Raw genomic sequence first — 25,715 nt, 5'->3', positions numbered from 1 at the left:
TTGCACGAGGGAAAGAAAAGGAGGAGACAGAATGATTGATCCGATAACAGTTGAACACATCAGTGTGTCGTATGACGGAGATGAAGTAGTAAAAGATGTATCATTTTCATTTGAGCCTTCCAGTTTAATTGGGGTTCTCGGTCCAAACGGTGCCGGTAAATCAACACTAATGAAGGCCATGCTTGGCTTAATCCATAAAGATCACGGCTCTGTGAAAATCGGAAGTAAGACAGTGGATGAAATGCGTAAGCAAATTGCGTATGTTCCTCAACGCTCGAACATTGACTGGAACTTTCCGATTGTTGTAAAGGATACGGTTCTATTAGGCACCTATCCGAAAGTTGGTATATTGCGCCGCCCAAGAAAAGCAGATAAAGAATGGGCGATGGAATGTTTGAAACAAGTAGGCATGGAGGAATTCGCTAATCGTCAAATCGGCGAATTATCTGGAGGACAACAGCAACGTGTATTTTTAGCACGTGCCCTCGCACAAAAAGCCGACTACTTCTTCTTGGATGAACCGTTTGTTGGGATTGACGTTACCAGTGAAGAAATCATCATCAACATCTTGCGCGATCTGCGAGAAGCTGGAAAAGTTATTTTCGTCGTACACCATGACTTATCAAAAGTGAAGAATTATTTCGATAAGTTAGTGTTAATTAATAAAGAATTGATCGATGCAGGCCCTGTGAACCAAGTGTTTCAGTCTGGCAATATGACGAAAGCATATAATCGACAGTTCATGCTTGACGGCTTGGAGGTTCCAATGTAATGGAGTTTATTCAGGATTTAATGACCTATAGCTTTTTACAAAAAGCATTTATCACGTCCATCATGGTTGGAATTATCTGTGGAGTCATTGGATGCTTTATCGTGCTTCGCGGAATGGCGTTGATGGGAGACGCTATTTCTCATGCAGTTCTTCCAGGTGTCGCGATTTCTTATATGCTCGGCATCAACTATTTCTACGGTGCTGTGTTGACCGGTGTCTTAACGGCATTTAGTATTGGCGCAATTTCACAAAACAGCCGAATCAAGAACGACTCTTCAATCGGTATCGTCTTTTCCGCATTTTTCGCACTCGGTATCATCTTGATCACACAAGCGAGAAGTGCAACCGATCTAACGCAAATTCTTTTCGGAAACGTCCTATCCGTTCGAGCTTCGGATATGTGGCTGACACTGATTATCGGAACAGTAGTCATTGTAGTCGTTATTTTATTTTTCAAGGAACTTCTCGTTTCTAGTTTTGATGAAACGATGGCTGCTGCATACGGATTAAAGACACGAATGATTCATTACAGCATCATGTTTTTACTAACACTAGTTACTGTCGCTTCATTACAGACAGTTGGCGTTATTTTGGTCGTATCGTTATTGATCACACCTGCATCTACAGCGTACCTCTTAACGAACCGCCTATCCGTCATGGTCATACTTGCTGCGTTTTTTGGCGCATTGTCATCCATCGTCGGTTTATATTTCAGTTTCTTATACAACATGCCATCAGGTCCCGTCATTGCACTTGCAACGACTGCCCTATTCATCTTGGCATTCCTGTTCTCGCCCAAACAAGGTGTCGTCATTACCAAAATTCGGACGATGTCTAAACGCAAAGCGATTGCTGAATGATATTAAACTAGGAATCAACCGCTTCAGCGGAAAAAAGTATACCCACAAAGGAGTAGAATGAATTATATGAAGAACTTAGTAAAATGGCTAGGCCTTTCACTACTTGCTGTATTTATGTTAGCAGCATGCGGAAATGACGATAGCAAAGGCAACAAAGACGCTAATGACAAGACGTCTGACGAAAAACTAAAGGTCGTTACATCCTTTACAATTATTGCTGATATGGCACGTGAAATCGGTGGAGACTATGTAGAAGTTTACAACTTAGTACCATCTGGCACAGATCCACACGAATACGAGCCACTACCAAATGATATTAAAGCAGCTACTGACGCAGATATATTGTTCTATAATGGTTTAAACCTTGAAGGCGGAAAAAAAGGTTGGTTCTTCAAGATGATGGACTCTGTTAATCAGAAAGACGAAAACATCTATAGTTTGACCGAGCAAGTAGAGCCTAAGTATATCGGTGGTGAAGATGGTACAGAGGAAGAAATCAACCCACACGCATTTATAGATCCAGCTGTCGGGGTCAAAATGGCAGAAGCTATGCGCGACGCATTGATTGAAAAGCATCCAACAAATGGCGACAAGATTAAAGAGCAAGGCGATGAGTATGTCAATCGTCTAAAAGAATTGGATACGAAGTTTGCTGAGCGCCTTTCTACAATTCCTGAAGAAAACCGTGTACTTGTAACGAGCGAGCGCGCATTCCAATACTTGAACGATCACTACGGATTGAAAGAAGCATTCATCTGGGAGATTGATACAGAAGAGAATGGTTCCCCGAAGCAGATCAAAGAGCTTATTCACTTTATCCAAGAACACAATGTTCCCGTGTTGTTTGTAGAATCGAACGTAGATACACGTCCGATGGAGACAGTTTCTAAAGAGACTGGCGTTCCAATCGCAGAGAAGAAAATCTATTCGGATGAAATCGGTAATCCTGGTGATGAGATTGACACGTATGTGAAGTATTTGAACTACAACATGGATTTGATTCATGATGAGTTAAGTAAAGAGCGTTAAGCTGTCTGCTGGTCAACCAACTATTTAATAGAAGAAAGTCACTTTTATTAGTGGCTTTCTTTTTTGAATCTTTCAGTTAGAAAGAATTCGGGGAAAGTGGTTCGGGATATTAACGTCGGTCTGTGGCGATAGTTAACACTTGTATAATACAAAATAAAAGACTATAGACACTCTCGCTCACTGAGTGTGTCTATAGTCTTTTCACTAGTTATATTATTTATCAAACATACTTTGAATTAAGTCTTCTATTTCTTCTGCCGTTTCGACTTCAACTTCTTGAATTGCATCCAGTTCTCCACTTTCCATAGTTTCGATACTGAATTTATGCGTCTTCTCTTCTACACAACTAACAAATCGCCCATAAGCAATTTTAAGCTCTTCGCCTTCTGTTGCAAAAGCATTTGGAACTTCCAGTGCGTTCATATCGGCAAGGATCTGCTTGAATTCTTCCACTTTTACAAGCCATTGTTCTTTCATAGCTTCAATATCTAGTTCTTGCTTAAGGATGAATTCTTCGGATATACCTTCATATTCCTCTGACGCAATAATTAACCGTTCGTGTACTTTAATAATCTGTTGTAAGTAATCTTTTCTGCTAATTGTCATTCTATCATCTCCTAATGGAATTATACGTCAAAATGTTTACTAGTAGCTAATAAAAAAATCAGCGACTACCGTATTCAGATACTTAAAAACAAACCGGCTGCTTTAAATAGCTTTACATATATAGCCAATGCAATTATACGATTTGTCGGGTTATCGGAGGCACCTTTTTAAATTCCGGATGAAGTTGCTCAAGCGTATGAGCTACATTTAGAATTCTTCCTTCTTTGAATGCCGGGCCAATAATTTGCATACCGACAGGCAAACCATCTACAAAACCGCATGGCACACTAACAGCTGGTAAACCCGTTAAATTAAAAGGTATTGCAAACCGACTAATGTGCTCAAAAATACTTACTTCAGTTTTATTTATTAAAGGTTTCTCACCTATTATAGGTGGTAAAAATGGATTGGTCGGTGATATTAAAACATCTACTTTTTCAAATGTTCTATTGAAATCTTGATTCACTTGATGACGTATTTGTTGTGCCTGCAAGTAATCGACTGCAGATGGAAGTTCGCCAAGTTTTAATATCTGCCGAATATTATTGCCAAAATCCTGTTCTCTAGAAATTAGATTATTATGGTGAACCGTACTTGCTTCGGTTATCATTGTAATTTTTTGCGCGTAATCAACAAGAGATAGCGACGGCATTTTTATAATTTCAACGGTAGCCCCTGCCCTCTCCAAAGAAGAAATTGACTTTTTCACAGCTTCTTCAATGCCAATTTCGACCTGATTAAAAAAGTAGTCTTCATTAATACCAATTCTTAATCCTCTAACAGAGCCTGTTAATTGATCACTATAATTAGTCGTTGTAGTGAATACAGAAGACGGGTCCTTTACATCATAACCTGCAATTGCTTCCAATACATACGCGGCATCTTTTGCAGTTTTAGTTAATGGCCCTACATGATCCAATGACCAAGCTAAAGGAAATGCACCATATTTACTTACCAATCCATGAGTTGGCTTTAATCCCGTTATGCCACAAAAAGAGGCAGGTAACCTAATAGAGCACCCCGTATCTGTGCCTAATGTTGCAATCGCCATATTCGTTGCAGTAGAAACAGCTGATCCACCACTTGACCCTCCAGGTGTCCGTTCTACGTCCCACGGATTTCTACACGTACCGTAATGAGGATTCTCATTCGTAGTGCCTGCAGCATATTCATCTAAATTAAGCTTCCCAGTAAAGATAACACCATTTTCTTTTAGTTTTTCAACAACAGTAGCACTTTCTTTAGGAATAAATTTTCCATGTATTTTAGATCCCATAGTCGTAACTTCATTTGCTATATAAATATTATCTTTAATCGCCATCGGTATTCCATGTAGCGGACCACGATAATTCCCGGCAAACACCTCAGCCTCTGCTTCTTTTGCTTGTTTTATTGCTTTTTTTGCAGTGATTTCAATAAATGCATTCAATTGGTTATCGAGAATTCCAATTTGATCTAGTACCGCCAATGTAACCTCTTTTGGTGAAACTTGTTTATTTTTTATAAGCGGGGCCAGTTCAGAAATGGTCTTTTCATTTAGCTTTTCACTCACGACAATCACTTCCTAGATTATGAGTTAGCGCAATATCAGACTCATCCAAATTTGCTATATCAAAACCACTTTTTAATTTTTGAAAACTCTCCCATTGTGCTGTTATTGCAGCTACTTCTGATTGGGTAACCTTAATGTTTTTCCCTTTTAATGTTTTTTCAATTATCTCCTTCATTGCGTTCCTCTCCTTTCTAATTGGCTTTATGGATTATGAAACTTTAGGAACCAAGATGTCTGCGCTAAATTCTCATTTTTACTTGTTTATTTATTGTAACCCTATATCATTCTTATCAATAAAATACTCCTTTTAATTAGGGACTTGGACGGAATTACCAAACCTAATTATAAGGAGTATTTTGCTTATTCAAAGATGAAAAAATGTCATTAAGTCTGTCTCGACTTTAAAGAGAAAGTATTATTCACCCCGTTTTATATCATTAATTTCTAATATCTCATCAAATCGTGGTTTGAATTCGATATCTTTACGTCCACCCCAGATATCATTTGTAGTCCATAACGGAATGCTAACTGCTTCATCATGTAAGCGGTGTTGGATCTCGCTAAAATTCTTTTGACGTTTTTCCGGGTCAAGTTCGTTGAAAGTGGCTCCTATTTCTTTTGATAATTCTGGATCATTATGCCAACGATAAGTCCCCGTTGGTGCAAATAAGAACGACAAATAACTTTCAGCATCAGTGGACGCTGCAAATGTCATAAAGGCCATGTCATCTATTTTCTGGCTTCCCAATCTTTCCATAAATACGCCAGCCTCTACTTGCTGGATAGTAATATCTAGTCCCAGTTTTTCAAGTTCTCCGGCAATCGCTTGCGTAACTTGGCTATCCATTGGAGAAAAACCATTTGTTGTATTAAACGTTAACTTGATATCTTCCGGTTTATAACCAGCCTCTGCAATTAATTCTAATGCTTTTTCTGGGTCATAACCATAGCCTTCTACTTCCGTATAATTTAAGTTTATCGGTGTCAACGTACCGAGTTGTTTCTTGCCTTGTCCATTCATCACATTTTCGAGTAACATATCCACATCAATTGCATAATTTAATGCTTGTCGAACTTTTACGTCCTGGAGTGGTCCCTCTTTAAACGTATTTAAAAGAATTTGCGAAGGTCTGCCTGTTAAACCAGAAATAATTTTCGAATCGGAATCCGACTCGATACGCTCCATCGAATCAACGGGAACACTTGCAATCAGATCAACATCACCGCTTAATAATGCCGATAAGCGTGAGCTGAATTCAGGGATAAACCGAACCTTTGCCTCTTTAATTTCTGGTGCACCATTCCAATAATCTTCATTTGCCTCAAATACCAAATACTCACTTTTTTTCCATTCCTTTAATTTATAAGGACCTGTACCTATTGGTTTATTCGAGGCTTCCTCAACCCCAACTTCTTCAACATAACCAGGCTCTATAAATTGAAAATCAGTAACCGCCCGACTCAAAAACCCAGCCATCGGTGTTTTTGTAATAAATTGAACAGTATAATCATCAATAACTTTTAATTCTTCAAGGTTTGTTTTCCAACGACTACCGTACACTGATTTGTTTGCTGGATCCAACATGTAATCAATAGTATATTTAATGGATTCAGCATTAAAAGGTGCGCCATTATGGAATTTAACGTCCTCTCTTAATTTAAATTCCCACGTAAGCTCATCAACACTTTTCCACTCCGTGGCTAATTTCGGTGTAAAGTTTCCTTTCCCATCATAATCAATTAGCCGATCATAGATATTTTTATTGATTGAATAAACGGAAAAGTCTGGTGTCATACTTCCCATTAATGTTGTCGGTTCCGCCGTTACAGCAATTACTATGTCCGTCTTTTTCTCTGAATTTGAATTTGAATTTGCATCGGAATCTTTTGGCGATTCATCTGCAGTGTTAGCTGTGCAGGCTACTAACAACATGCTAATAGCAATAAATAAAACTAAAGTAAATTTTCTTGTATTTTTCAAATATATCTCTCCCTTAGTATGTTAGTAATCCAATCCTTCTTACTTCGCTTGGTTTTGTCCTGTTTCAAGTACTTTGGAAAATTAATACCTACACAAGACGGTATAAATACCGAAAATTAATATTTAAAGACTCATGTATAATAGCTGCCATATTTGATAGCTAATTTGCTTATACTATTAACTCTTTTTGTTTAGGCAAATCCATAACTCTTCCAAACCATTTGCAATATGACTCTTGATTGGTTTAAACACTTGATCTCTAAACTCAACGTTAGTTGTATTCTCAAACAACGTTTCCAATGCAATCTTAACTTCTAAACGAGCTAATGATGCACCAAGACAAAAATGAACACCTTTTCCAAATGCAATATGGTGATTAGGACCTCGTTCCATGTTATACACATCCGGGTTCTCATACTGGAGTTCGTCCCGATTAGCTGAAGCAATCCATAATGATAATTCTTCGCCTGCTTTAATCTGCTGCCCTTGAATTACCATATCTACTTTCGCATATCTAATCGTTTGATAAATTGATGAGTAAAGTCTCATTATTTCCTCAATTGCTGCCGGAAGTAATGAAGGATCATTCCTAAGTTGCTGTTGAAGACCAGGTGTTTCAATAATACATCGTACAGCATTTGAAATTAACCGAGCCGTCGTACCAAATCCAGCTTGCAACAACAAAGCACTAAACTCTAGTATCTCCTGATCCGATAATAGTTCGCCATCAATCTCAGATATAATTAGATTAGAAATCAGGTCTTCTTGAGGGTCTTTACGTCTCTCTGCAATAACTCCAAGTAAATATTCATCCACTTTAACCAACATCTCTGTTATCTTGTCAGTAGTTTTCTTATAAGCTTCTTCCGAGTCATCTTTAGGTGAAGCAATCGTACTATCAGCCCAAACCTTAAATATTTCTTTGTCTTTTGCTGGTACACCAAGTAATTCCGTAAGCATCGTTATCGTAAGTGGATACGCGTAATCATTCATAATATCTACTTCTTCAAAAGAAGCAAATTCTTTTACGAGTCGATTTGATACCTTTTTTATTTTTGGCTCAAGCGCTTCAATCACCCTGGGCGAAAATGGTTTACTAACTAATCTACGCATTTTTGTATGGTCGGGCGGATCCATATTAAGAAGACTCCTAAAAGGGGTTCTAGCTTCATAACTTTTTACCATTGAATAATTTTTATGATCCTTTAAAATTGCTTCGACGTCTCGATATTGAAATACATTCCAAACGTTGCGAATTGAATCAAATTGAACTGGATTATCTCCCCTATTTCTTGCAAACCAAGAATGGATATTGTTAAATTCCTCATCAGTAGAAAGACCATCAATTGGCAGTAGATAAGATACTTTTTTACCGGGATTTCCGATAATTGGGCATTTGGTCAATTACATAACACATCCTTCATAAATGTTTGCTGGAACCGGTGAATCCCCATCATTTAAATTCACCGCGGGATCATATTCAGATAGTAAAATTTCCTTCACTGAATTCCTTTCCCGACCTAACGCTTGTTTCCGAAGTTCTTTTACTTCTTCATCTACTCGCTTTACTATTGTCTTTTATTGAATAGATATTATATTAAACTAATTCACCTTTGATGCGGTCACCCTCAACCCAAGCCGCATGAGCACCGGTCGGTATACGGTGAGGAAGGATAATTCGTGCTATCGGTCCCATCGTAAGATCTTTCGCATCAAGAATTAAACATTCAGAGCGATTCTCGTTCATATCTGTAACCAATGTAATTAAATATCCATCGTCTTCTTCAACTGCGTTTTTACGACGAGCAATATGTGGCTCACTTCCTAAACGACCTTCCCCATAATCATAATTTTGACTTGTGCCTTCCTTCAGATCATACTTTTTAATACCACTTAACCACCAAGGCTTATCAAGGCTAAGGATGGAATTGTAACTATAACGATACTCTTTCCCTACATAATCATTACTTACTACTGGAAACTCCGTTACTTCATCATCTAGGAATCCTTCTTTCGTCTCCCCAGTTTTCAGATTAAATGTCCAACGGTACATTCTGTATTGAATGATTGATGCATCAAAATTCTTTTGTACGTTAGCAATTGCATCCTCCCCTTGCTTTCCTACCACTGGCTTTTTGGGATTAAATGTAATACAACCTTCCATTACAACATTATCTCCACTTTCATAGCAATTGGATAAATGATAAATGAAGCATGGTTTCGCTTCAAACCATCTAATATCTTTATTTGTTCCTAAACGAGGAATAATTCCAAATCGAGCAGGCATGTCATCATAAAATGTTACTTTTCGTTCGCCTTTTTCAAGCAATTCTGGATCAAATATAAATGGTAAGTCGTGGAGAATAGAATAATTCTTAGTAACCCCGAGATCGTGTGGCCAACGAATTCCAGGTAGGTCGATTGGGACATAATGCTTCAGATTACTATCTGGTCCGACAACGCCGTAATGCATGTATGGGTATGTTTCACTGAAGTTGAAGAACATCATTTCTCCCGTGTCATTATCCACTTTAAAGTGGGAACAAATTCCACTAGGTGCGATTGTCGTATTCCATGAATCTGGCTCGACCATTTCTAGCGTAATTGGATCGATACGATTCGCTTCACTACACTGCGACATCGTTGCAAGCAATTTTCCTGCATGCGCGATAACATCTGTTCCCGCATTGTCTTTCATTGAACGCATGCTTCCCCAACCTTGACGCGTATTCAAATGGGGTTCGAGTATTCCCGCCCATAATGATTTTCCCGCAGCCTCTTCTGCCAAAAAACCAGTCGTACGTACAAATCGGTTACGATAAGTCGCTTTCCCTTCTTCAAAGTGGACTGCGTGAAGCATACCATCACCGTCAAATGGGTGATAAACCCCCATCGGTGCATGCACTTGGTTATGTCCATTACGGACATAAATTCCGTTTAAATCCTTTGGAATTTCACCGATTACTTCTAAACTTTCTGATGTTGCTGTGTATTCTTTTCCTACCGGGGTAAAGTGGTCTAACAAAAGTGGATTCGTTTCATCTTCTGCAATCGTCAATTTCACTTCATTTTCAATTTTAATCATCGCTATCTTCCTCTCTTTTTTATAAACACATTCTTTCATGTAGAGCTGACTTTCCCACCGACACAAGAAAAACTATGTTAACAATCTCATAAAGTAGGTATCTCGTCAGCGCCATATAAGGAATTAAATTCCTTCGGTGGTATTTTAAGTGTATAATAGTCATACTCTTTAGTTAATATGAACTATTCAGATAATCGGATCGGTAGCACTCTTCCATTTAATTATATAGATGACAGGCTACAGAACGCCCATCTTCCATAATGGCAAGGGATGGAGTTTGCGTTTTACAAATCTCCATACAACTTACACAACGCGTGTGGAATGTACAACCGCTAGGCGGATTGACGGGGCTCGGTACATCGCCCTTCAATATAACACGCTCTCTTTTTTCATCCGGATGTCTAATCGGCTCTGCAGAAAGTAAGGCTTGTGTATAAGGATGCATAGGTTTATCATATAAATCTTCTGTTTTCGCCAGTTCAACTATCCGTCCTAAATACATAACGGCAACCCGGTCTGTAATATGTTTGACGACACCTAAATCATGGGATATAAAAATGTACGTTAAGTTGAATTCTTTCTGAAGCTTTAAAAGCAAATTAATGACTTGCGATTGAATAGATACATCCAACGCAGAGACAGGTTCGTCAGCAATAATTAAATCCGGTTGTAAAATAACCGCTTTTGCGATGCCGATTCTCTGTCGTTGTCCTCCTGAAAACTCATGTGGGTACCGATCTAAATGTGAGACATGCAGTCCTACTATTTCAATAATTTCAGTTGCTTTTTCTTCCCGCTCTTGTTTCGTAAATAAACCATGTACGCGTAATGGCTCGGTTAAAATTTGTCGGATCGTCTTCTTTGGATTTAAAGAAGCATACGGATCTTGAAAAACCATTTGCAACTTACGCCTAGCTTTTCTCATATCTTCATAAGAAAGTTTGCTTAGGTCTTCGCCATCAAATATGACTTGTCCGGAGGTTATGTCATTCAAACGTAAAATTGTCCGACCTGTCGTGGACTTCCCGCATCCGGACTCTCCCACGATACCGAATGTTTCTCCTCTAATCACTGAAAAAGAAACATCATCAACCGCCTTTACATAGGCCTTAGGTTTAAATAATCCTTTGTTAATCGCAAAGTGCTTTTTTAACTCTTTAACTTGTAATAGCGTGTCGGACATTATTTTCCTCCTCCATTTCCAACGGTTCTTCTTTTTGTTCGATAGCATGTAACCAGCAACTTACCGTGTGGTTATTTCCGCTTGAAATCGTTGGCGGTGCCTCTTTATGACAACGGTCCATAGCAAAAGTACAACGTGTTGAAAAGTGGCAACCTGTCGGCAATTCAGTAGGTCTGGGAACGTTACCTGGAATTGAATGTAACTCACCTTTACGTTCATTCATATTTGGCATTGAAGCAATAAGACCCTGCGTGTATGGATGAAGTGGTTTATCGAATAACGTACGTACATCTGTATATTCCACGATTTCTCCCGCATACATAACAGCTACTTTATCGCATATTTCTGCTACAACTCCAAGATCATGCGTAATTAGCATCACGGATGTATTCTTCTTTTTATTAATTCTACGGATTAAATCTAGTATTTGTGCTTGAATCGTTACATCCAAAGCAGTTGTCGGTTCATCGGCAATTAATAGTTTCGGTTCCGCTAGCATCGCAAGACTAATCATGATCCGCTGACGCATTCCACCTGATAACTGATGTGGGTACTCATGGATAATTTGTTCAGGACGTGGAATCCCGACGGTTTTTAAAATTTCAATAATCCGAGCTTTTCTTTCTTTTTTGCTTAATTTTGTATGTTGTTTAAGCGGTTCACTTAACTGATCACCAATTGTAAAGACTGGATTCAAGGAAGTCATCGGTTCTTGAAAAATCATTGAAATTTCATTCCCTCTCAATTTCCTCATCTCTTTTTCTTTCAAACCTGAAATTTTCCGACCATCTAAAAGGATTTCACCATTGCTAATAAAACCTGTTGGTTGAGGTAATAAGCCCATGACAGCAAGCGACGTTACACTTTTCCCACTTCCAGATTCGCCTACAATTCCAATTGTCTCGCCTTGTTCTAAAGTAAGACTTAACCCATGTACGATTCGCAAAGGATCATTTTGAGTTCGAAAAGAAACATCTAAATTTCGTATTTCTAATAAAGGCTGTTTAGTGCTCAAAAGAATCCACCTCTTTCATTTTTGACTACTTATTAAAATAAATGCTATTCGACTTAACGATTTTGGTTCATTTCTGGATCTAATTCATCCCTCAACCAGTCACCAAATAAGTTTATTCCTAGTGTAGTAATAACCAATGCCAGTCCTGGGAATGTGATTAGCCACCATGAACTTAAGATGAAGTTTTTCCCCTCATTAAGCATATTTCCCCAAGCCGGTGTAGGCGGTTGTACGCCAAAACCGAGGAAACTTACAGATGCTTCTGCAATAATGAACGTCGAAACTTGCAACGAAGCAAGTACAATTAATGGAGTAAACAAATTCGGCACGATATGTTTAACGATAATCTCCCAACGGGGAACGCCTGTCGCGAAACAAGAGTGAATAAACTCTTTTTCTCTAATAGCAAGTACTTCACTTCGAATAACCCTTGCATAAGAGACCCATCCAACTACAATTAGCGAAATCATAATATTTTTCAATCCTGTTCCTAGAACAGCGTTAATGATTAAAACTAACAAGATAAATGGAAAACTTAATTGCACATCAACGATTCTCATAAGCACAACGTCCAGCCATCCTCTAAAATAACCCGCCAAAACTCCGACAGTCGTACCAACGAGACCCGCAAAGAAAACAGTTGTAATTCCAATAATTAGTGAAATACGTGTCCCATAAATAATACGTGACAAAATGTCTCTTCCAAGTTGATCAGTACCAAGTAAGTGCCCCCCTGTCATAGGAGCGAGTAACTTTTTAGTTAAATCCGTTTCAACTGGATTGAAAGGCGCAATAACAGGCGCGAATATACCAACAATACAAACACCTAAAATAACGAGAAATCCCATTAAACCAAAGGGACTTTTAACTAATCTCTTAGTTAACGAAACAATTTTTCGCTCTTTCTTTTTAACTTTTGCAACATAAACTTTATCCCCAACCGATACTTGACTCATTAGAATTTCCTCCTTTCTATAAACGTATTTGCGGGTTAACGACCGCGTAAAGCATATCCGTAACAAAGTTAATGAAAGTATAAATTAGTGCAATAAAGAACACCCCTGCTAATACGACCGGGAAATCTCTATTTAATAGTGAATCCATGAGCAATCTACCTAAGCCTGGCCAAGAGAAGACAACTTCAACTATAACTGCACCACCAAGCAGTGTTCCTAGCTCTAAAGAAATTAGAGTTAGAAGAGGAATCAAAGCATTTTTAAGCGCATATTTCATCAAGATTTTATTCGTAGGCGTACCAGACGCTTTCGCTGTTCTAATATAGTCTTTTCGTAAAACATCCAACATAGTGGATCTTGTAAATCGAGCAAATTTAGCTACACTATGCATAGCCAAAGTAACGGTAGGGAGAATCAGATGAATCATGGATCCACCGCCACCTGCTGGCAACATTTTAAACGATACACTGAAAACATAAATCAACATGAGTCCCAGCCAAAAGTTCGGAATGGCCTGACCCAAAATAGTGAAACCGACACCTAGACGATCGGTAAGGCTGTTCCGTTTGTATGCACTAATTACGCCGATTGGAATCGCTATGACAACCGATAACGTTAAGGCAGTTAGCGCTAGTTGGAATGTTGCAGGAATCCTTTCAACCACAAGCCCTAATGCACTTGTCCCCATTCGAATTGAATCTCCAAAGTCACCTTTAACTGAGTTTTTAATGAAATCTACATATTGTATATGTAATGGCTGATCAAACCCATGTTGTTTGCGGAACTCCTCATACTGTTCTGGTGGAGCGTCTGGAGGCAACATTAATACAGTGGGGTCACCCGAAAGTCGAATAAGAAAGAAAACGACTGTGAGTGCCAAAAATATAACAATTACGGTCTGTATAACCCGTTTAATAATAAAATCTAACATGATATCCCTCCATTACAAGCAGTATTCTTACTCTATTCCTATGTTTAAAATAATACTCGTTAAATTGTAAGTATTTACCGGATTAGTCTTTCCATAACGCACGATCGGATGTTGTTAGGTATCCGCGCCACCCGTACCTATCACTCTTCATACCACCAAGGTGATCGATTTGACGTCGTATTAGATAGTAGAGCTCTTTTGCGTACAAAACGTTTTATAGAAGCCGATCCCAAACGAGAGCCACCTAAACCGGATCCTTTAAATGAAGTTTTTTCTACTTTGCCTTCACTTCCAATAAACATTGCGGCAAGCCCGGTATCATTAATACTAACTCCACCTGCATCGATTCGGCGTGCAATCGCTTTCGCCTCGTCAACTGTTCCTGCAAAGACGGCAGCACTTAACCCAAAATCCGTATCATTCGCCAGACGAATAGCTTCCTCAACATCTTTAAACGGCATCACTGACATGATCGGACCGAATGTCTCTTCCTTCATCAACTTCATATCATGGTTGACTCCAGTAACAACTGTTGGACGACACCATAGCCCCCCGTCAATTTCCTCGACGATCCCTCCGCAATGAATATGTGCACCCTTTTCAACTGCATCACGCAAGTGCTCCGAAATAATGTCACCCTGTGGTGCAAATATTAAAGGACCAATTTCCCCACTATCGGGTGTTGGGTGGGCTAGCTTTAAATTATTCGCCTTCTTAGTCAGACAACTCACAAATTCATCAAAAATTGTATCTTGCACATAGATCCGTTCAAGTGAAAAACATTGATGACCTGCACCTAAGACTGAACCTACTAGTACTGATGAAGCCGTTCTATCGATATCTACAGATTCCGTGACAATCGCTGGATCTTTTCCGCCTAATTCAAGGAATGCAGGAATAAATCGTTGCGCTGCCGCGACTGCTACTTTCCTACCTGTTGCTACGCTACCAGTGAAGCAAACCATATCAACATGTTCGAGTAGTTGAGCCCCCGTCTCCCCAGCACCTACTATATAAGTTAGAACTTTTGCAAGTTGTGGCACTTGTTCAATTGTTTGCATTAGTGGCTCTACGAAACGTGGCGTTACTTCACTTGGTTTAATAATGACTGCACACCCAGCTAATAGTGCAGGGATCGCATCCATCAATGAAAGTGCCATTGGAAAGTTCCATGGACTTATAATTCCTACGAGCGGATAAGCTGAGTAATCACTTTCCATTTCCACAAAATCAAGAGTAGTTGGTTGCGTAATGGGCATTAACTCTTTTTCCGCGATATTGCTCCAACTGTCAATCCATCTAATCATTCCATCTACTTCTATAATACTTTCTCGATTTCGACCTGTATCTATAGTTACTGCGGCAAGTAGTTTTTCTCTAGACCCCTGTATAACTTCCCGCCATTCTTTCATTATTTTAACTCTTCCTTCTACCCCAAGTTTCTGCCAATCGACTTGTGCTGCGCGCAAATCAGCACAGCGAGTTTTTAGCTCTTCCTGATTGATCGGTACAATCTGGTAATCAAATTGTCCTGTCCTTGGATTTCGTACATCAATCACGTTTTGTTCAACAATATTCATATAAAGTTCCTCCATCCGATTTTATTTAATACACACACCCCGTTAAAGCGCTTACAATCTAGTCCTTCTAGTCCTTCTAGTCCTTCTAGTCCTTCTAGGATTCAAACTATATATAACCTTTTGAATTCCGATAAGTTTGGCAATGATAGATTTACATGTAATATGCCGAAAATTTCACCGTGTGGAAATGTGTTCCACCCATAGTATAACTATAATTCATAACTTTCAGAAGTCAATGAAAATTAATAGATTATTCAACCAACCTTTTTATTCATAATACTTCCTTCTGTCAACAATGTTCCTAGAAAGCCTCATGCCTTTTTCACATTAGATATTCAAGGAAATGTAATACCTATATCTACGCGTAGTATCGTTTAACGAGTAACTTAGTTTTAGGCGAGAAACGAATATAGAAATTTCTCACAAGATTAGTAAGTACATATTATTCCGACAAACAAAATAAAGGTAGATAAGAAATACACCTCCACGTTGACTAATTAAGGTATCTATACCTATTCCCCAACGAGAGGTGTATTAAATTACCTTACTTATCAGGTTAATTCCAGTTTTCCTATCTTAAGTCACAAGCGTTTCTTCAATCTTAACAAGCATATCTACTAACATGTTAAGCCTAGGAATCTGTATATTTACTTTTCTATTATTACTGCGGCATTTTATTGCCCTCTTTTAATATCCTTAAAATCTAATTGTTCATTATACTTCGGTTCAAATATGACATCATTTGCTGCACCCCATGCGTCCTCACTAATCCACAATGGAATGCTAACTGCTTCATCTCGTAGCTTTTGTTGGATATTATTCATTGCTTCCTGTCGTTCTTTTTCTTCAAAAATTGGGAATGCTGCTCCAATTTCTTCTAACAACTTTTGATCGTCAATATATGTGTAAACACCTGTTGGCGAGTAGAAGAATGAATAGAATGACTCACCTTCAGTTGCTGCAGCAGAAGTGAAGAAATACATATCTCCCATACCTTTACTTGTCGCTTTCTGAATATAGACACCTGTTTCATTTTGAACGACATTAATTTTCATTCCCAGCTTCTCAAGTTCTCCCGCAATCGCTTGCACAATTTGACTATCCATTGGAAAATATCCGTTTGTCGTGTCAAATGTTAAATTTATATCTTCCGGCTCGTATCCAGCTTCCGCCAGTAATTCAATTGCTTTTTCAGGATTATATTCATATTCATCCACTTCAAAATGACTAGCATTAAATGGTGTCAATGTGCTCGTTAATTTCTTTGCATGTCCATTCATAACATTTGCGATCAATAAATCAGTATCAACGGCATAATTCAATGCTTGCCTTACTCTCACATCTTGCAATGGGCCTTCTTTAGATGTATTCAATGCAATAAAAGTATTTCTACCTGTATATGCAGAAATAATTTTTGTATTAGCATCCGCCTCAACCCGTTCAGTAGAATCGAATGGAACACTTTTAATCAAATCAACATCCCCGCTTAATAGTGCAGAAAGACGTGAACTAAATTCAGGAATGAATTTAATCGTTGCTTTTTTAATCTCTGGTTCTCCATCCCAATAGTCTTCGTTCACTACGAATGAGATAGATTCGCCTCTTTTCCATTCTGTAACTTTATAAGGACCTGTACCAATAGGGTTTGACGCAGCCTTTTCCCACCCAACTTCCTCTATATAACCAGGTTCTAAAGGATGTATATCGTTAATAATAAAATTGTGCAAGAAGCTCACTTTCGGCTCATGAGTAATAAACTGTATCGTATATTCATCCACAATCTTTACTTCTTTCAAATCCTTTACCCATTTACCACTAAATGCCGATTTACTTTCAGGGTTCGTTAAGTAATCAACTGTGTATTTAACTGATTCCGCATTAAATGGTGCGCCATTATGGAACTTGACTCCTTCACGCAGCTTAAATTCCCACGTCAATTCATCGATATTTTTCCATTCAGTTGCTAGCTCAGGCACGAAATTCCCTTCACCATCATATGACATTAAATTGTTATAAATATTGCGTAGGATTAAATGTGTTGCAGCTGCCGGATCTGTACTTCCTAGTAAAGTTGATGGCTCTGCAGGTAACGCCACAGTAATTTCCGAGCTATCTGACCCAGCATCGGTATTACTTCCATTTTCTTTTTCATCACTAGCAGTGCAAGCAGAAAGGATTAAACTACAAAAAATTAATAGAAAGAATAAAAGGCTTCCTTTATTTTTCATCTACAATTCCCCCTATTTAATAAACTAATTTTAAGACATTCTCGAACCGCCACTTACTTCGATAACTTCTCCAGTGATATAATCCGCATAATCCGATGCTAAGAATAGAAACGCTCCTGCAAGGTCTTTAGGAGTTCCAACTCGCTTAAGAGGGATTTTATCGATTATTTGCGGGTATTTCTCACCCACGTTCACGTCATGAAACGGTGTATCTACTAAACCAGGAGATACGCCGTTAACTCGTACTCCAACACCTGCCAATTCTTTTGCCAGTGCACGGGTAAGTGCTTCGACTCCACCCTTCGCAGCTGTATAAGGACTACCGCCTATAATTCCCCCAGACCATACAACAGCTGAACAAGTATTAACGATTGTCCCTTTTTGTTCTTTAATTAATGGCAAAGCGGCACGTGTGACAAAATATGTAGATTTAAGATTTAAATCAATCATCTTATCCCAGTGCTCCTCCTCTATATCCTCGAAAGGGAATTTGAATGGAGATCCGCCCACGTTATTGATTAAAATATCGAGTTTACCAAAATGCTCTTTGATTTGTTCAACATTTTTTTCAACATCTTGTTTATTCGTCACATTGCCTTCAACTAAAAGCGCATTCGTGCCCTGCTCTTTAAGATTTGCAACAATTTTTTCTGCTTCTTCTCTATTATCGTAATTATGTACGACAACATCTGCCCCATGCTTTGCAAATTGCATTGCGATTTCTTTTCCAATCCCTGTGACGCTTCCAGTCACCCAAACTACTTTCCCTTTAAATGTAAACATTCTCTTCACTCCTAATTTTTTAATAATTTCATAACGCCCATGTGAGCGCTTTCAATTAAACTTTATTAATTTTATACAACACCTTACTACATAACTATTGAACACACTCTATTCACACATGTAATAAGTAGATTAGTTACACCCCTTCCTATTTCCACTAACAGAATTTGGTTTTACCTATAAAACGACTATATACTATTTACGGAATTCGGTCAATATAGAATATTCAATAAATACTATTCTTAAATAAAGAAAACTGCTATCTTTAATCTTTATAGTGATGAAGCAGCAAATGGGTTTGAAATTATGATTAAAGGAAGCATTCTGAACACCAATGCAAATATAAAAATACCCCGCATGAAATGATATCCATTTCATCTGGGGTATTTTTATACGTTTCGCTATTAAACTAACATTGAAATTGCTTCCGTAATTTCTTTTGCCGTCGATTTCATAACCGATTTTAATTCATCTTCATCTATTTGCCCTAGTGATGATTTCGGCATATACGAACCTAACGCCAAAATGATATTCCCGCAATTATCAAATATTGGAACAGCATATGCCGAAATATCAAGTGAATATTCTTCATGACTCTCCGCGATACCTTCTTCACGAATTTTAGGAACTTGTTCTTTCAAACATTCTAATGAAGTCTCCGGGCTTACCGTGTTTGTCAGGAGTTGATTATTAGCAAGTAGGCTTTTATTGATACTATCGGCTTCTTCGTCCGATAAAAAAGCGTAAAAACATTTCCCTAACGCCCCGTGTGGAATTGAAAAAGCTTCTCCTGTGGATACAGTTAAACGAACTTTCAATGGCGGTTCTTCTTTCGCCATATACATTAGGTTCGTCTTCCTTACACGTTTGACTAGCACGAATGTAAATCCGGTTTTTATGAGTCTTTTTAAATAGGAGCTCGCAACCTCAATATAGTCATTTACTTCCCTCGCATGATTTCCTAAAGAAATTAAGGAAGCTCCAAGAGAATACACTTTCAAATCCTCATCCAAAGTCACAAAACCATTCGATTCAAGTGTCCTTAAAATCCGTAAACATGTACTTTTGTTAATTGACAGTGCCGTTGATATTTCAGTCAAGTTCGCTGATTTAAACCCTTCTTTAGCTAGCAATTCTAATATCCCGATTGAAGAATCTAAGGCGGGTACTAAACTTCGATCAGTCACATAGCTCACCCATCCCATCTTAATATATCGTAGGTCTATTATTACCATAATACCTAAAGCTTATCAATAAACTTAAACAATACAAGACTGTGAATAATTCAAGTTCTTATTTCTGCAGCTGACCCAATGTCATTGCTTCTAGACAAATAGGAGTCATTTTCACACTAGTGTTTCCAAATGACCCCGATGATGAATCCATTATTCATCCAACAGGATTGTAAGTTCATTTGCGGCCCTAAATATTTTATTCACTTGATTATAAACACTTTCCCCTTCATCAGTCAAAATTAATTTCCGAGTTGAGCGTGCGAACGAGACTATTGTAAATTCACTCCAACTTCATGATTGATTCACTTAATTCCGGCTGTGAAATATATATTTTTTTGCTATTTTTGTAAAGTCTTCGTAATTCACAACAGCAATAAAACACCGTAAACTCCTTCATTTCCAAAGCATCAACCTCGTTATTCTAATTACTTATAAGTTTCATTCCTTTTATTCATTTTACTCATAAGTAATGATAGTGTAAAATTTGAATGAGAAGGTTATTGAAGTCTTAGAAAACTCATTTTAGAAAAGGGGATATACAGATGTCTGACAACGAAATAGTAATTGTAAGTGCTGCAAGGACACCGATAGGTAATTTTGGAGGTAGTTTGAAAAATATTAGTGCAGTTCAATTAGGTTCGATTGTTATTAAAGCCGTGTTGGACCGAGCGGGCATTAATGAAAATCAGGTTGATGAAGTGATTATGGGCAATGTCCTTCAAGCAGGTAATGGACAAAATCCAGCCAGGCAAGCAGCGCTTCATGCAGGATTGCCTAACAATATTCCAGCATTAACAATTAATAAAGTTTGCGGTTCGGGTTTAAAGGCTGTTCATCTAGCATCACAAGCAATTTTAACAGGCGATGCAGAAATCATCATTGCTGGCGGTATGGAAAATATGAGTCAGGCACCTTACCTCTCCATGGGAGCTAGAGAAGGTTTGCGTATGGGTGACCAAAAACTAGTTGATAGTATGATTCATGATGGTTTATGGTGTGCTACAAACGATTACCATATGGGAATTACAGCAGAAAACATTTGTGAACAAGAGCAACTCACACGTGAGGAGCAAGATGCTTTTGCGGCTTGGAGTCAGGAAAAAGCAACAAATGCAATAGCTGAAGGGAAATTCAAGAGCGAGATTGTTCCTGTGGAAATACCACAACGCAAAGGAGACGCTATCATTTTTGATACCGATGAATATGTGAAATCAGGTACGACTCAAGAAAAACTGGAAAAGTTAAGACCTGCCTTTAAAAAAGGTGGCAGCGTAACGGCTGGAAATGCATCTGGCATAAATGATGGAGCGGCAGCTGTTCTCGTAATGAGTCGCCGGAAAGCTGAAGAACTTGGTGTCACACCTTTAGCTACTATTTGCTCAAATGCGAGTGCAGCGATTGATCCAAGTGTTATGGGATTAGGTCCAGTACCAGCAACAGAAAAAGCGCTAGCAAAGGCTGGTATTTCAATTGATGATTTAAGTCTAATTGAAGCAAATGAAGCATTTGCGGCTCAAGCCTTAGCGGTTGGTAAGAAACTGCAATTTCCAAATGAAATCTTAAATGTTAACGGTGGAGCAATTGCATTAGGACACCCTGTTGGGGCTAGTGGAGCAAGAATTCTTGTAACTTTAGTACACGAACTGAAGCGTCAAAATGGAACATATGGTTTAGCTACCTTATGTATTGGTGGCGGACAAGGCGTCGCTACCATTATCAAAAAGTAATAATAGGAAAAGGATTTACACTTAAGACATCATAACTTCTACAAAGACCGAGTTAACCGTTACAGATCAGATTACATTTGATGCCTATTAATTAATTATGTCCAAAGCCTTATGTAAATGTAAATTTTATTTAAAAATGACAAGAGAAGACCTCTGCGCATTCCTACAATTGGAATGGAGTGTCTTCTCTTTTTTTGGTCAATCCGCTATACGTACGCTAAATTATACGTCAAACGAAGTAACATTAGCCACACATATCTACAATCCTATGTAAAGGTCTTGCCGCTAAAAAATATAATGACTTTTCCGTTCTATTGTTAGTATTACTACTCTTGAAGAATCCGTTTGGCAATACCTGCTAATTCATCATGTTCGGTAAAGCGTTCATTGAGCATATCCGTCAGAATATGTTTTAAGAAATATTTCACACAGTTCATATCCTGAAATAGCAAAATTGTTCGTAACGCTTCTTCGAAAATTTCTAAAAACAAAGGTTCTGGATTATCCTTTTGAATTTCACCAAAGGATTCATAAAGCAAATCAATTTTATCAGCAACAGATAAAATACGTCCTTCCAACGTCTCGTCTTTGCCTTCTTTCAATCTCTCCAAATAAATGGCTTGGAACTCAGATGGGAATTCTTTTTCTACAAACTTTCTAGTCATTTCCTCTTCTACATCACTGAATAGCTTCTTCAATTCTTTTGATGCATATTTAACAGGTGTTTTTATATCTCCTGTGAAAAGTTCTGGATAATCATGATTTAATGCTTTTTCATAAAGAATTCTCCAATTTACTCTCTTCCCACATTCCTCTTCGACCGTTCCAAGAAATTGAGCAATCTTTGTTACCTTAAATGAATGACTCGCGACTGAATGCTCTTGAAATTTAAATTTTCCTGGACAACGAATAATTTGTTCTAAATCAGATAAGCTTTTAAAATATTGATGTATCCCCATACTATTCATCCCCTTTCCATACTATTTGCGTTATTGCCACATCAATTATTACTTTCTCCTTATCTTACTAAAGTATGCCACTAAGTAAAGAATACAACTTAACCTATAACATTTAAAATAAGTACCAGTAGCTCAAAACAATTACCGTAAGTTTTAACAAAAATGCATATTAAGGACACTATGTGGCAAACTAAAATCATGGAGGTGTATATAATGAGCAACAGCCCAAAGGACAATTTAAGTGGTAACGCTAGTGATGAGCAAGCAGTTAGAAAAAATTTATCAAGAGAATTTGATCATGAACTTGCAAACAAACCTTTGACACCCGAAGAGAGATATAATAATAAGAAAACGAAGAAGCGCCAATGAGCAATTGATCTCTATAATAAGTTATCAAAATGACAAAACAAGCCCCCATCAAAAGTAAGGTGGGGGCTATTTGACGCTTACATTTATAACACAATCACACAAGCCCTATTCCGATGACATCTTATTATTATTTACACGAGAGGGGTAAATATACTTGTTATATAAATCTTGATCTCCTTGTAAATTATTTACGTAGATGTCTGTAACCCGTGCGTTTTACATTCGTGGTATTCGGGCGTGGTAATTGGAGATAGAAAATACCCGCCATTGAATGAACAATGACGGGTAAAATCGTTGTAACTGTATGCCCTCGGCGGGAGTCGAACCCACATTTCAAGCTTCGGAGGCTTGCGTGCTATCCATTGCACCACTTTCCGCTCCAAGGGTCTATAAACTTTATTATATCAATGGTTTAAGTTGTTTGAGTACTTTTCTATGCGTGTTATACCTGTAAATGATGATACTAAAACAGGCAGGGAATTGCAAACACTCTTAACCATTTCTTTTGACAAAGCTTCAATTGCAACGATTAGTTGATGAATAACTCATAAACAACCATTTTAGTAATGCTGTTAATAACAGCATTCAAGTTTCAAGAACAAGTGATTTTTGTGGTAACTGATGAATCAGTCTGAACAATATATCCCATTCTTACTCGGGTTGTTCAAAATCTATTAGAATAAACCTTTCAGAATATTTATCCTCTACATAGTCTTTAACAACTTCTTTTTCAACTAATGCTTTAATTTGACTCGGAACTTTAAATTTAATATTTGTGTCGTTCTTGAACCTATTAAATAATTCTTTTGACATTTTTCCACCTATATCGCCATCTGTGGTTGAAATCCTAAAATTATTGTTAGTAGTATTAACAGAAGTTAATAAACCATCTAACTCAATTTTTTCAGTGAATTTTTCGTTCTTTTTACGAAGGATATTCGTTAAAATGTCTAGCTTACTATATGAGTCTTTATCAAATTTAACCTGTTTATTAATTTTATCCAATTTTGTAGTCGCTTCCAACTTGAGAGAAAACTCATTTTCTTTTATATCATTAAGTAATTTTTTCACACTTTTAATTGTTTCCAATGAGTATTCCTCATCAATATCAATTTGTTCTTCAATTTCAGATAGACTTTTATGTTCAATATCAGCAATCAATCCAAAAAGGTTATTCAATGATTTTTCTGGTACTTCAAACAAATCGGCTTCTAAAGGTTCAGTTCGTAACCACACACCAAAAGAGGAAGGCTGTAAAGAGTCCACTCTTAGATTAATCGGAGAACTGGATTTCCCTCCAATTAGCCTACCACCAATATCGTTCGCAATATCATTAATTGAGTTTTTAAGATTGCTCAAGACTTCAATAAATAAATCTAATCCTATATCATGACTATTACTAGGGTCATTTAATACAATTTTAAACTTAGAACTATCAATGAGATCATGTTCTATTCTAACTAAGTTTCTTTTTGTAAAATAATCATATTCCACAAAGAAATCTTCTTCTGGAAAACTCTCTGAATCAAAATTACTTGAATTAACCATTTCAATTTTCGCCGTTTCACTGGTTTGTTCTGATTTTGAATCAATATAGAGATGATGAAGACGTTGCTTCTGTAACAGGCGATTAAGTAAATTTAACACAGAAATTCTCTGTTCAATTAAATCAACTCGTTCTTTATTTGAAATTCTGCTATAAAGCCATTTATCTACACTTTCTTCAAGTTCTTCTATATAATAATTAAGAAACAACTCATTATTAGGAGATTTAGAAATGAAAAATAAAGGGAAATCATAATACTCGAAGGTATGAATAACTTCCGACAATTTCAAGTCAGAGTATTTAATTGTTTCCACCGCTATCCTCCCCTCTAAGAAAAACTTTTAGCATATCTGCATCTTTATAGAGCCATAAATTTAGATGATTGTTTACTGTATGATGTGTGCCACATTTAGATGTTATTTTACCAGCCACAAATTTTTTGTTTCTTAAACTTTTAATTCTTTTTCCTGCATTTTTTGTAGCTTCAAGTGTTGTAAAAAATGAAATAGCCAATGCTTCACAGGTTTTATGTGGTGGGTACGGTTTATTTCTCTCTTTATGATTTAGAAAATCAATTTCAAGAGCATTATCATTATCGATAAATCTGTAAACAGGTTCAACATCATTTTCTTTCGCATCTGCTGGCGGACATTGCGCAGGCATGTCAGCTTGACTTTTAAAAACCATTATTATATCCTTTCCCCTCTTTTTATTTTTATACACTTTTTCAAATTTGTTAGTCTTTTCACACTTTTATAATTCAAATATACCAGTCTAACAGGATTTAGTAATGAATTCGACAGGAATAGACATAAAGATTTTCGATAAATATAAATTCTAAGAAATAGCTCCCCTAAACTCAAGCAAATCAGAACGCACTCGACAACTCTAGATTTCTTGGCACGTGTAAGTTAGTCAACTTACACCTTCCTATACACATAGCCCCAGTAAATATGTAGAAATATCCCCCCATATCTCAAACATAAAAAATAGAGACCCCTTGGGAGTCCCTAGTTAACTTATTTGTTCATGCCCTTTAATTAGCTTATCTATTGTTGGTCTCGATATCCCTAGTTCCTTTGCTAACTGTGAGTTTGATACTTCACATTTCATATGTCGGTTATGATGTTTCTCAAAGTCTGGAATGACACCTTTTTTCGTCCTTTGTACTTGCCTTGTCCTTTTGTAATCATAATACCTTCTCACTATTATTAAGTAAGCGTCAAATAGTGAACACATTCTAATAGAAGATAATTCGTGAGATACTCCTCCCATAGAACATATTTTGGGAGGTATTTATTTGAAAAGAAAAGAAAAA

General features: G+C 37.5%; 22 protein-coding genes. 5 read left to right on the top strand and 17 right to left on the bottom strand.

From position 1 onward, the window contains the following. The first annotated feature begins 31 nt into the window (after positions 1-31). The 3 genes from CSV79_RS09455 (at position 32) to CSV79_RS09445 (ending at position 2,661) form a co-directional block, all read left to right on the top strand. Positions 32-772, top strand: a complete 741-nt coding sequence (locus tag CSV79_RS09455) for a metal ABC transporter ATP-binding protein (RefSeq protein ID WP_099688807.1) — start codon at positions 32-34, stop codon at positions 770-772. After that, positions 772-1,632: a metal ABC transporter permease gene (locus CSV79_RS09450; protein ID WP_099688806.1), complete on the top strand. Its 861-nt coding sequence runs from the start codon at positions 772-774 to the stop codon at positions 1,630-1,632. Before CSV79_RS09455 ends, CSV79_RS09450 begins: the two co-directional genes overlap by 1 nt. Positions 1,633-1,698: 66 nt before the next feature. After that, positions 1,699-2,661 (top strand): metal ABC transporter solute-binding protein, Zn/Mn family, encoded by a 963-nt coding sequence (locus tag CSV79_RS09445; RefSeq protein ID WP_199171899.1) that lies wholly within the window; start codon positions 1,699-1,701, stop codon positions 2,659-2,661. Positions 2,662-2,874: 213 nt separating this feature from the next. Here CSV79_RS09445 and CSV79_RS09440 read toward each other — a convergent pair whose 3' ends face one another. From CSV79_RS09440 to CSV79_RS09375, 14 genes are all read right to left on the bottom strand, one after another. Continuing rightward, a complete protein-coding gene (locus CSV79_RS09440) occupies positions 2,875-3,267 on the bottom strand; it encodes a hypothetical protein (protein WP_099688804.1) in 393 nt (130 codons plus the stop codon). A 133-nt stretch (positions 3,268-3,400) separates the two neighbouring features. Next, positions 3,401-4,819, bottom strand: coding sequence for an amidase (locus CSV79_RS09435; protein WP_099688803.1), 1,419 nt, complete (start codon positions 4,817-4,819; stop codon positions 3,401-3,403). Continuing rightward, positions 4,812-4,994, bottom strand: coding sequence for a hypothetical protein (locus CSV79_RS09430; protein WP_099688802.1), 183 nt, complete (start codon positions 4,992-4,994; stop codon positions 4,812-4,814). The genes CSV79_RS09435 and CSV79_RS09430 overlap by 8 nt, the downstream gene beginning before the upstream one ends. 240 nt (positions 4,995-5,234) lie before the next feature. Next, positions 5,235-6,800 (bottom strand): ABC transporter substrate-binding protein, encoded by a 1,566-nt coding sequence (locus CSV79_RS09425; protein WP_099688801.1) that lies wholly within the window; start codon positions 6,798-6,800, stop codon positions 5,235-5,237. Between the two features lie 177 nt (positions 6,801-6,977). After that, positions 6,978-8,204 (bottom strand): cytochrome P450, encoded by a 1,227-nt coding sequence (locus CSV79_RS09420; RefSeq protein ID WP_099688800.1) that lies wholly within the window; start codon positions 8,202-8,204, stop codon positions 6,978-6,980. A gap of 193 nt (positions 8,205-8,397) precedes the next feature. Further along, the gene (locus CSV79_RS09415; RefSeq protein ID WP_099688799.1) at positions 8,398-9,885 is read right to left on the bottom strand and encodes a carotenoid oxygenase family protein; all 1,488 of its coding nucleotides are present in this window, start codon (positions 9,883-9,885) and stop codon (positions 8,398-8,400) included. A 217-nt stretch (positions 9,886-10,102) separates the two neighbouring features. Next, positions 10,103-11,068 carry an ABC transporter ATP-binding protein gene (locus CSV79_RS09410; RefSeq protein ID WP_099688798.1) on the bottom strand — a complete coding sequence of 322 codons (966 nt, stop codon included), beginning with the start codon at positions 11,066-11,068 and terminating at the stop codon, positions 10,103-10,105. Beyond that, a complete protein-coding gene (locus CSV79_RS09405) occupies positions 11,043-12,083 on the bottom strand; it encodes an ABC transporter ATP-binding protein (protein WP_099688797.1) in 1,041 nt (346 codons plus the stop codon). Before CSV79_RS09405 ends, CSV79_RS09410 begins: the two co-directional genes overlap by 26 nt. 53 nt (positions 12,084-12,136) lie before the next feature. Beyond that, the gene (locus CSV79_RS09400) at positions 12,137-13,039 is read right to left on the bottom strand and encodes an ABC transporter permease (RefSeq protein WP_099688796.1); all 903 of its coding nucleotides are present in this window, start codon (positions 13,037-13,039) and stop codon (positions 12,137-12,139) included. Between the two features lie 16 nt (positions 13,040-13,055). Beyond that, positions 13,056-13,970, bottom strand: a complete 915-nt coding sequence (locus tag CSV79_RS09395; protein WP_099688795.1) for an ABC transporter permease — start codon at positions 13,968-13,970, stop codon at positions 13,056-13,058. Between the two features lie 140 nt (positions 13,971-14,110). Next, positions 14,111-15,550, bottom strand: coding sequence for an aldehyde dehydrogenase family protein (locus tag CSV79_RS09390; protein WP_099688794.1), 1,440 nt, complete (start codon positions 15,548-15,550; stop codon positions 14,111-14,113). A gap of 674 nt (positions 15,551-16,224) precedes the next feature. After that, a complete protein-coding gene (locus tag CSV79_RS09385; RefSeq protein WP_099688793.1) occupies positions 16,225-17,778 on the bottom strand; it encodes an ABC transporter substrate-binding protein in 1,554 nt (517 codons plus the stop codon). A gap of 30 nt (positions 17,779-17,808) precedes the next feature. After that, positions 17,809-18,561 (bottom strand): SDR family NAD(P)-dependent oxidoreductase, encoded by a 753-nt coding sequence (locus CSV79_RS09380; protein ID WP_099688792.1) that lies wholly within the window; start codon positions 18,559-18,561, stop codon positions 17,809-17,811. A gap of 404 nt (positions 18,562-18,965) precedes the next feature. Then, on the bottom strand, positions 18,966-19,748 hold the full coding sequence (locus CSV79_RS09375; protein WP_158232504.1) for an IclR family transcriptional regulator: 783 nt from the start codon (positions 19,746-19,748) through the stop codon (positions 18,966-18,968). A 590-nt stretch (positions 19,749-20,338) separates the two neighbouring features. Between CSV79_RS09375 and CSV79_RS09370 the strand changes: the two genes are divergently transcribed. Continuing rightward, complete coding sequence (locus tag CSV79_RS09370; RefSeq protein WP_099688790.1) at positions 20,339-21,523, top strand: acetyl-CoA C-acetyltransferase; 1,185 nt, start codon at positions 20,339-20,341, stop codon at positions 21,521-21,523. A 326-nt stretch (positions 21,524-21,849) separates the two neighbouring features. Here CSV79_RS09370 and CSV79_RS09365 read toward each other — a convergent pair whose 3' ends face one another. After that, positions 21,850-22,482, bottom strand: a complete 633-nt coding sequence (locus tag CSV79_RS09365) for an HD domain-containing protein (protein ID WP_099688789.1) — start codon at positions 22,480-22,482, stop codon at positions 21,850-21,852. A gap of 213 nt (positions 22,483-22,695) precedes the next feature. Between CSV79_RS09365 and sspO the strand changes: the two genes are divergently transcribed. After that, the gene (gene sspO / locus CSV79_RS09360; RefSeq protein WP_099688788.1) at positions 22,696-22,851 is read left to right on the top strand and encodes a small acid-soluble spore protein O; all 156 of its coding nucleotides are present in this window, start codon (positions 22,696-22,698) and stop codon (positions 22,849-22,851) included. 651 nt (positions 22,852-23,502) lie between these two features. Here the strand turns inward: sspO and CSV79_RS09355 are convergent. Continuing rightward, a complete protein-coding gene (locus CSV79_RS09355; protein ID WP_099688787.1) occupies positions 23,503-24,711 on the bottom strand; it encodes a DUF6575 domain-containing protein in 1,209 nt (402 codons plus the stop codon). After that, positions 24,698-25,084, bottom strand: a complete 387-nt coding sequence (locus CSV79_RS09350; RefSeq protein WP_099688786.1) for a hypothetical protein — start codon at positions 25,082-25,084, stop codon at positions 24,698-24,700. The genes CSV79_RS09355 and CSV79_RS09350 overlap by 14 nt, the downstream gene beginning before the upstream one ends. Positions 25,085-25,715 lie beyond the last annotated feature (631 nt).

This window comes from Sporosarcina sp. P13 (assembly GCF_002743055.1).
Taxonomy (GTDB): domain Bacteria; phylum Bacillota; class Bacilli; order Bacillales_A; family Planococcaceae; genus Sporosarcina.
The sequence above is the reverse complement of the archived record's forward strand: the minus strand, read 5'-3'. Positions and strand labels throughout refer to the sequence as shown.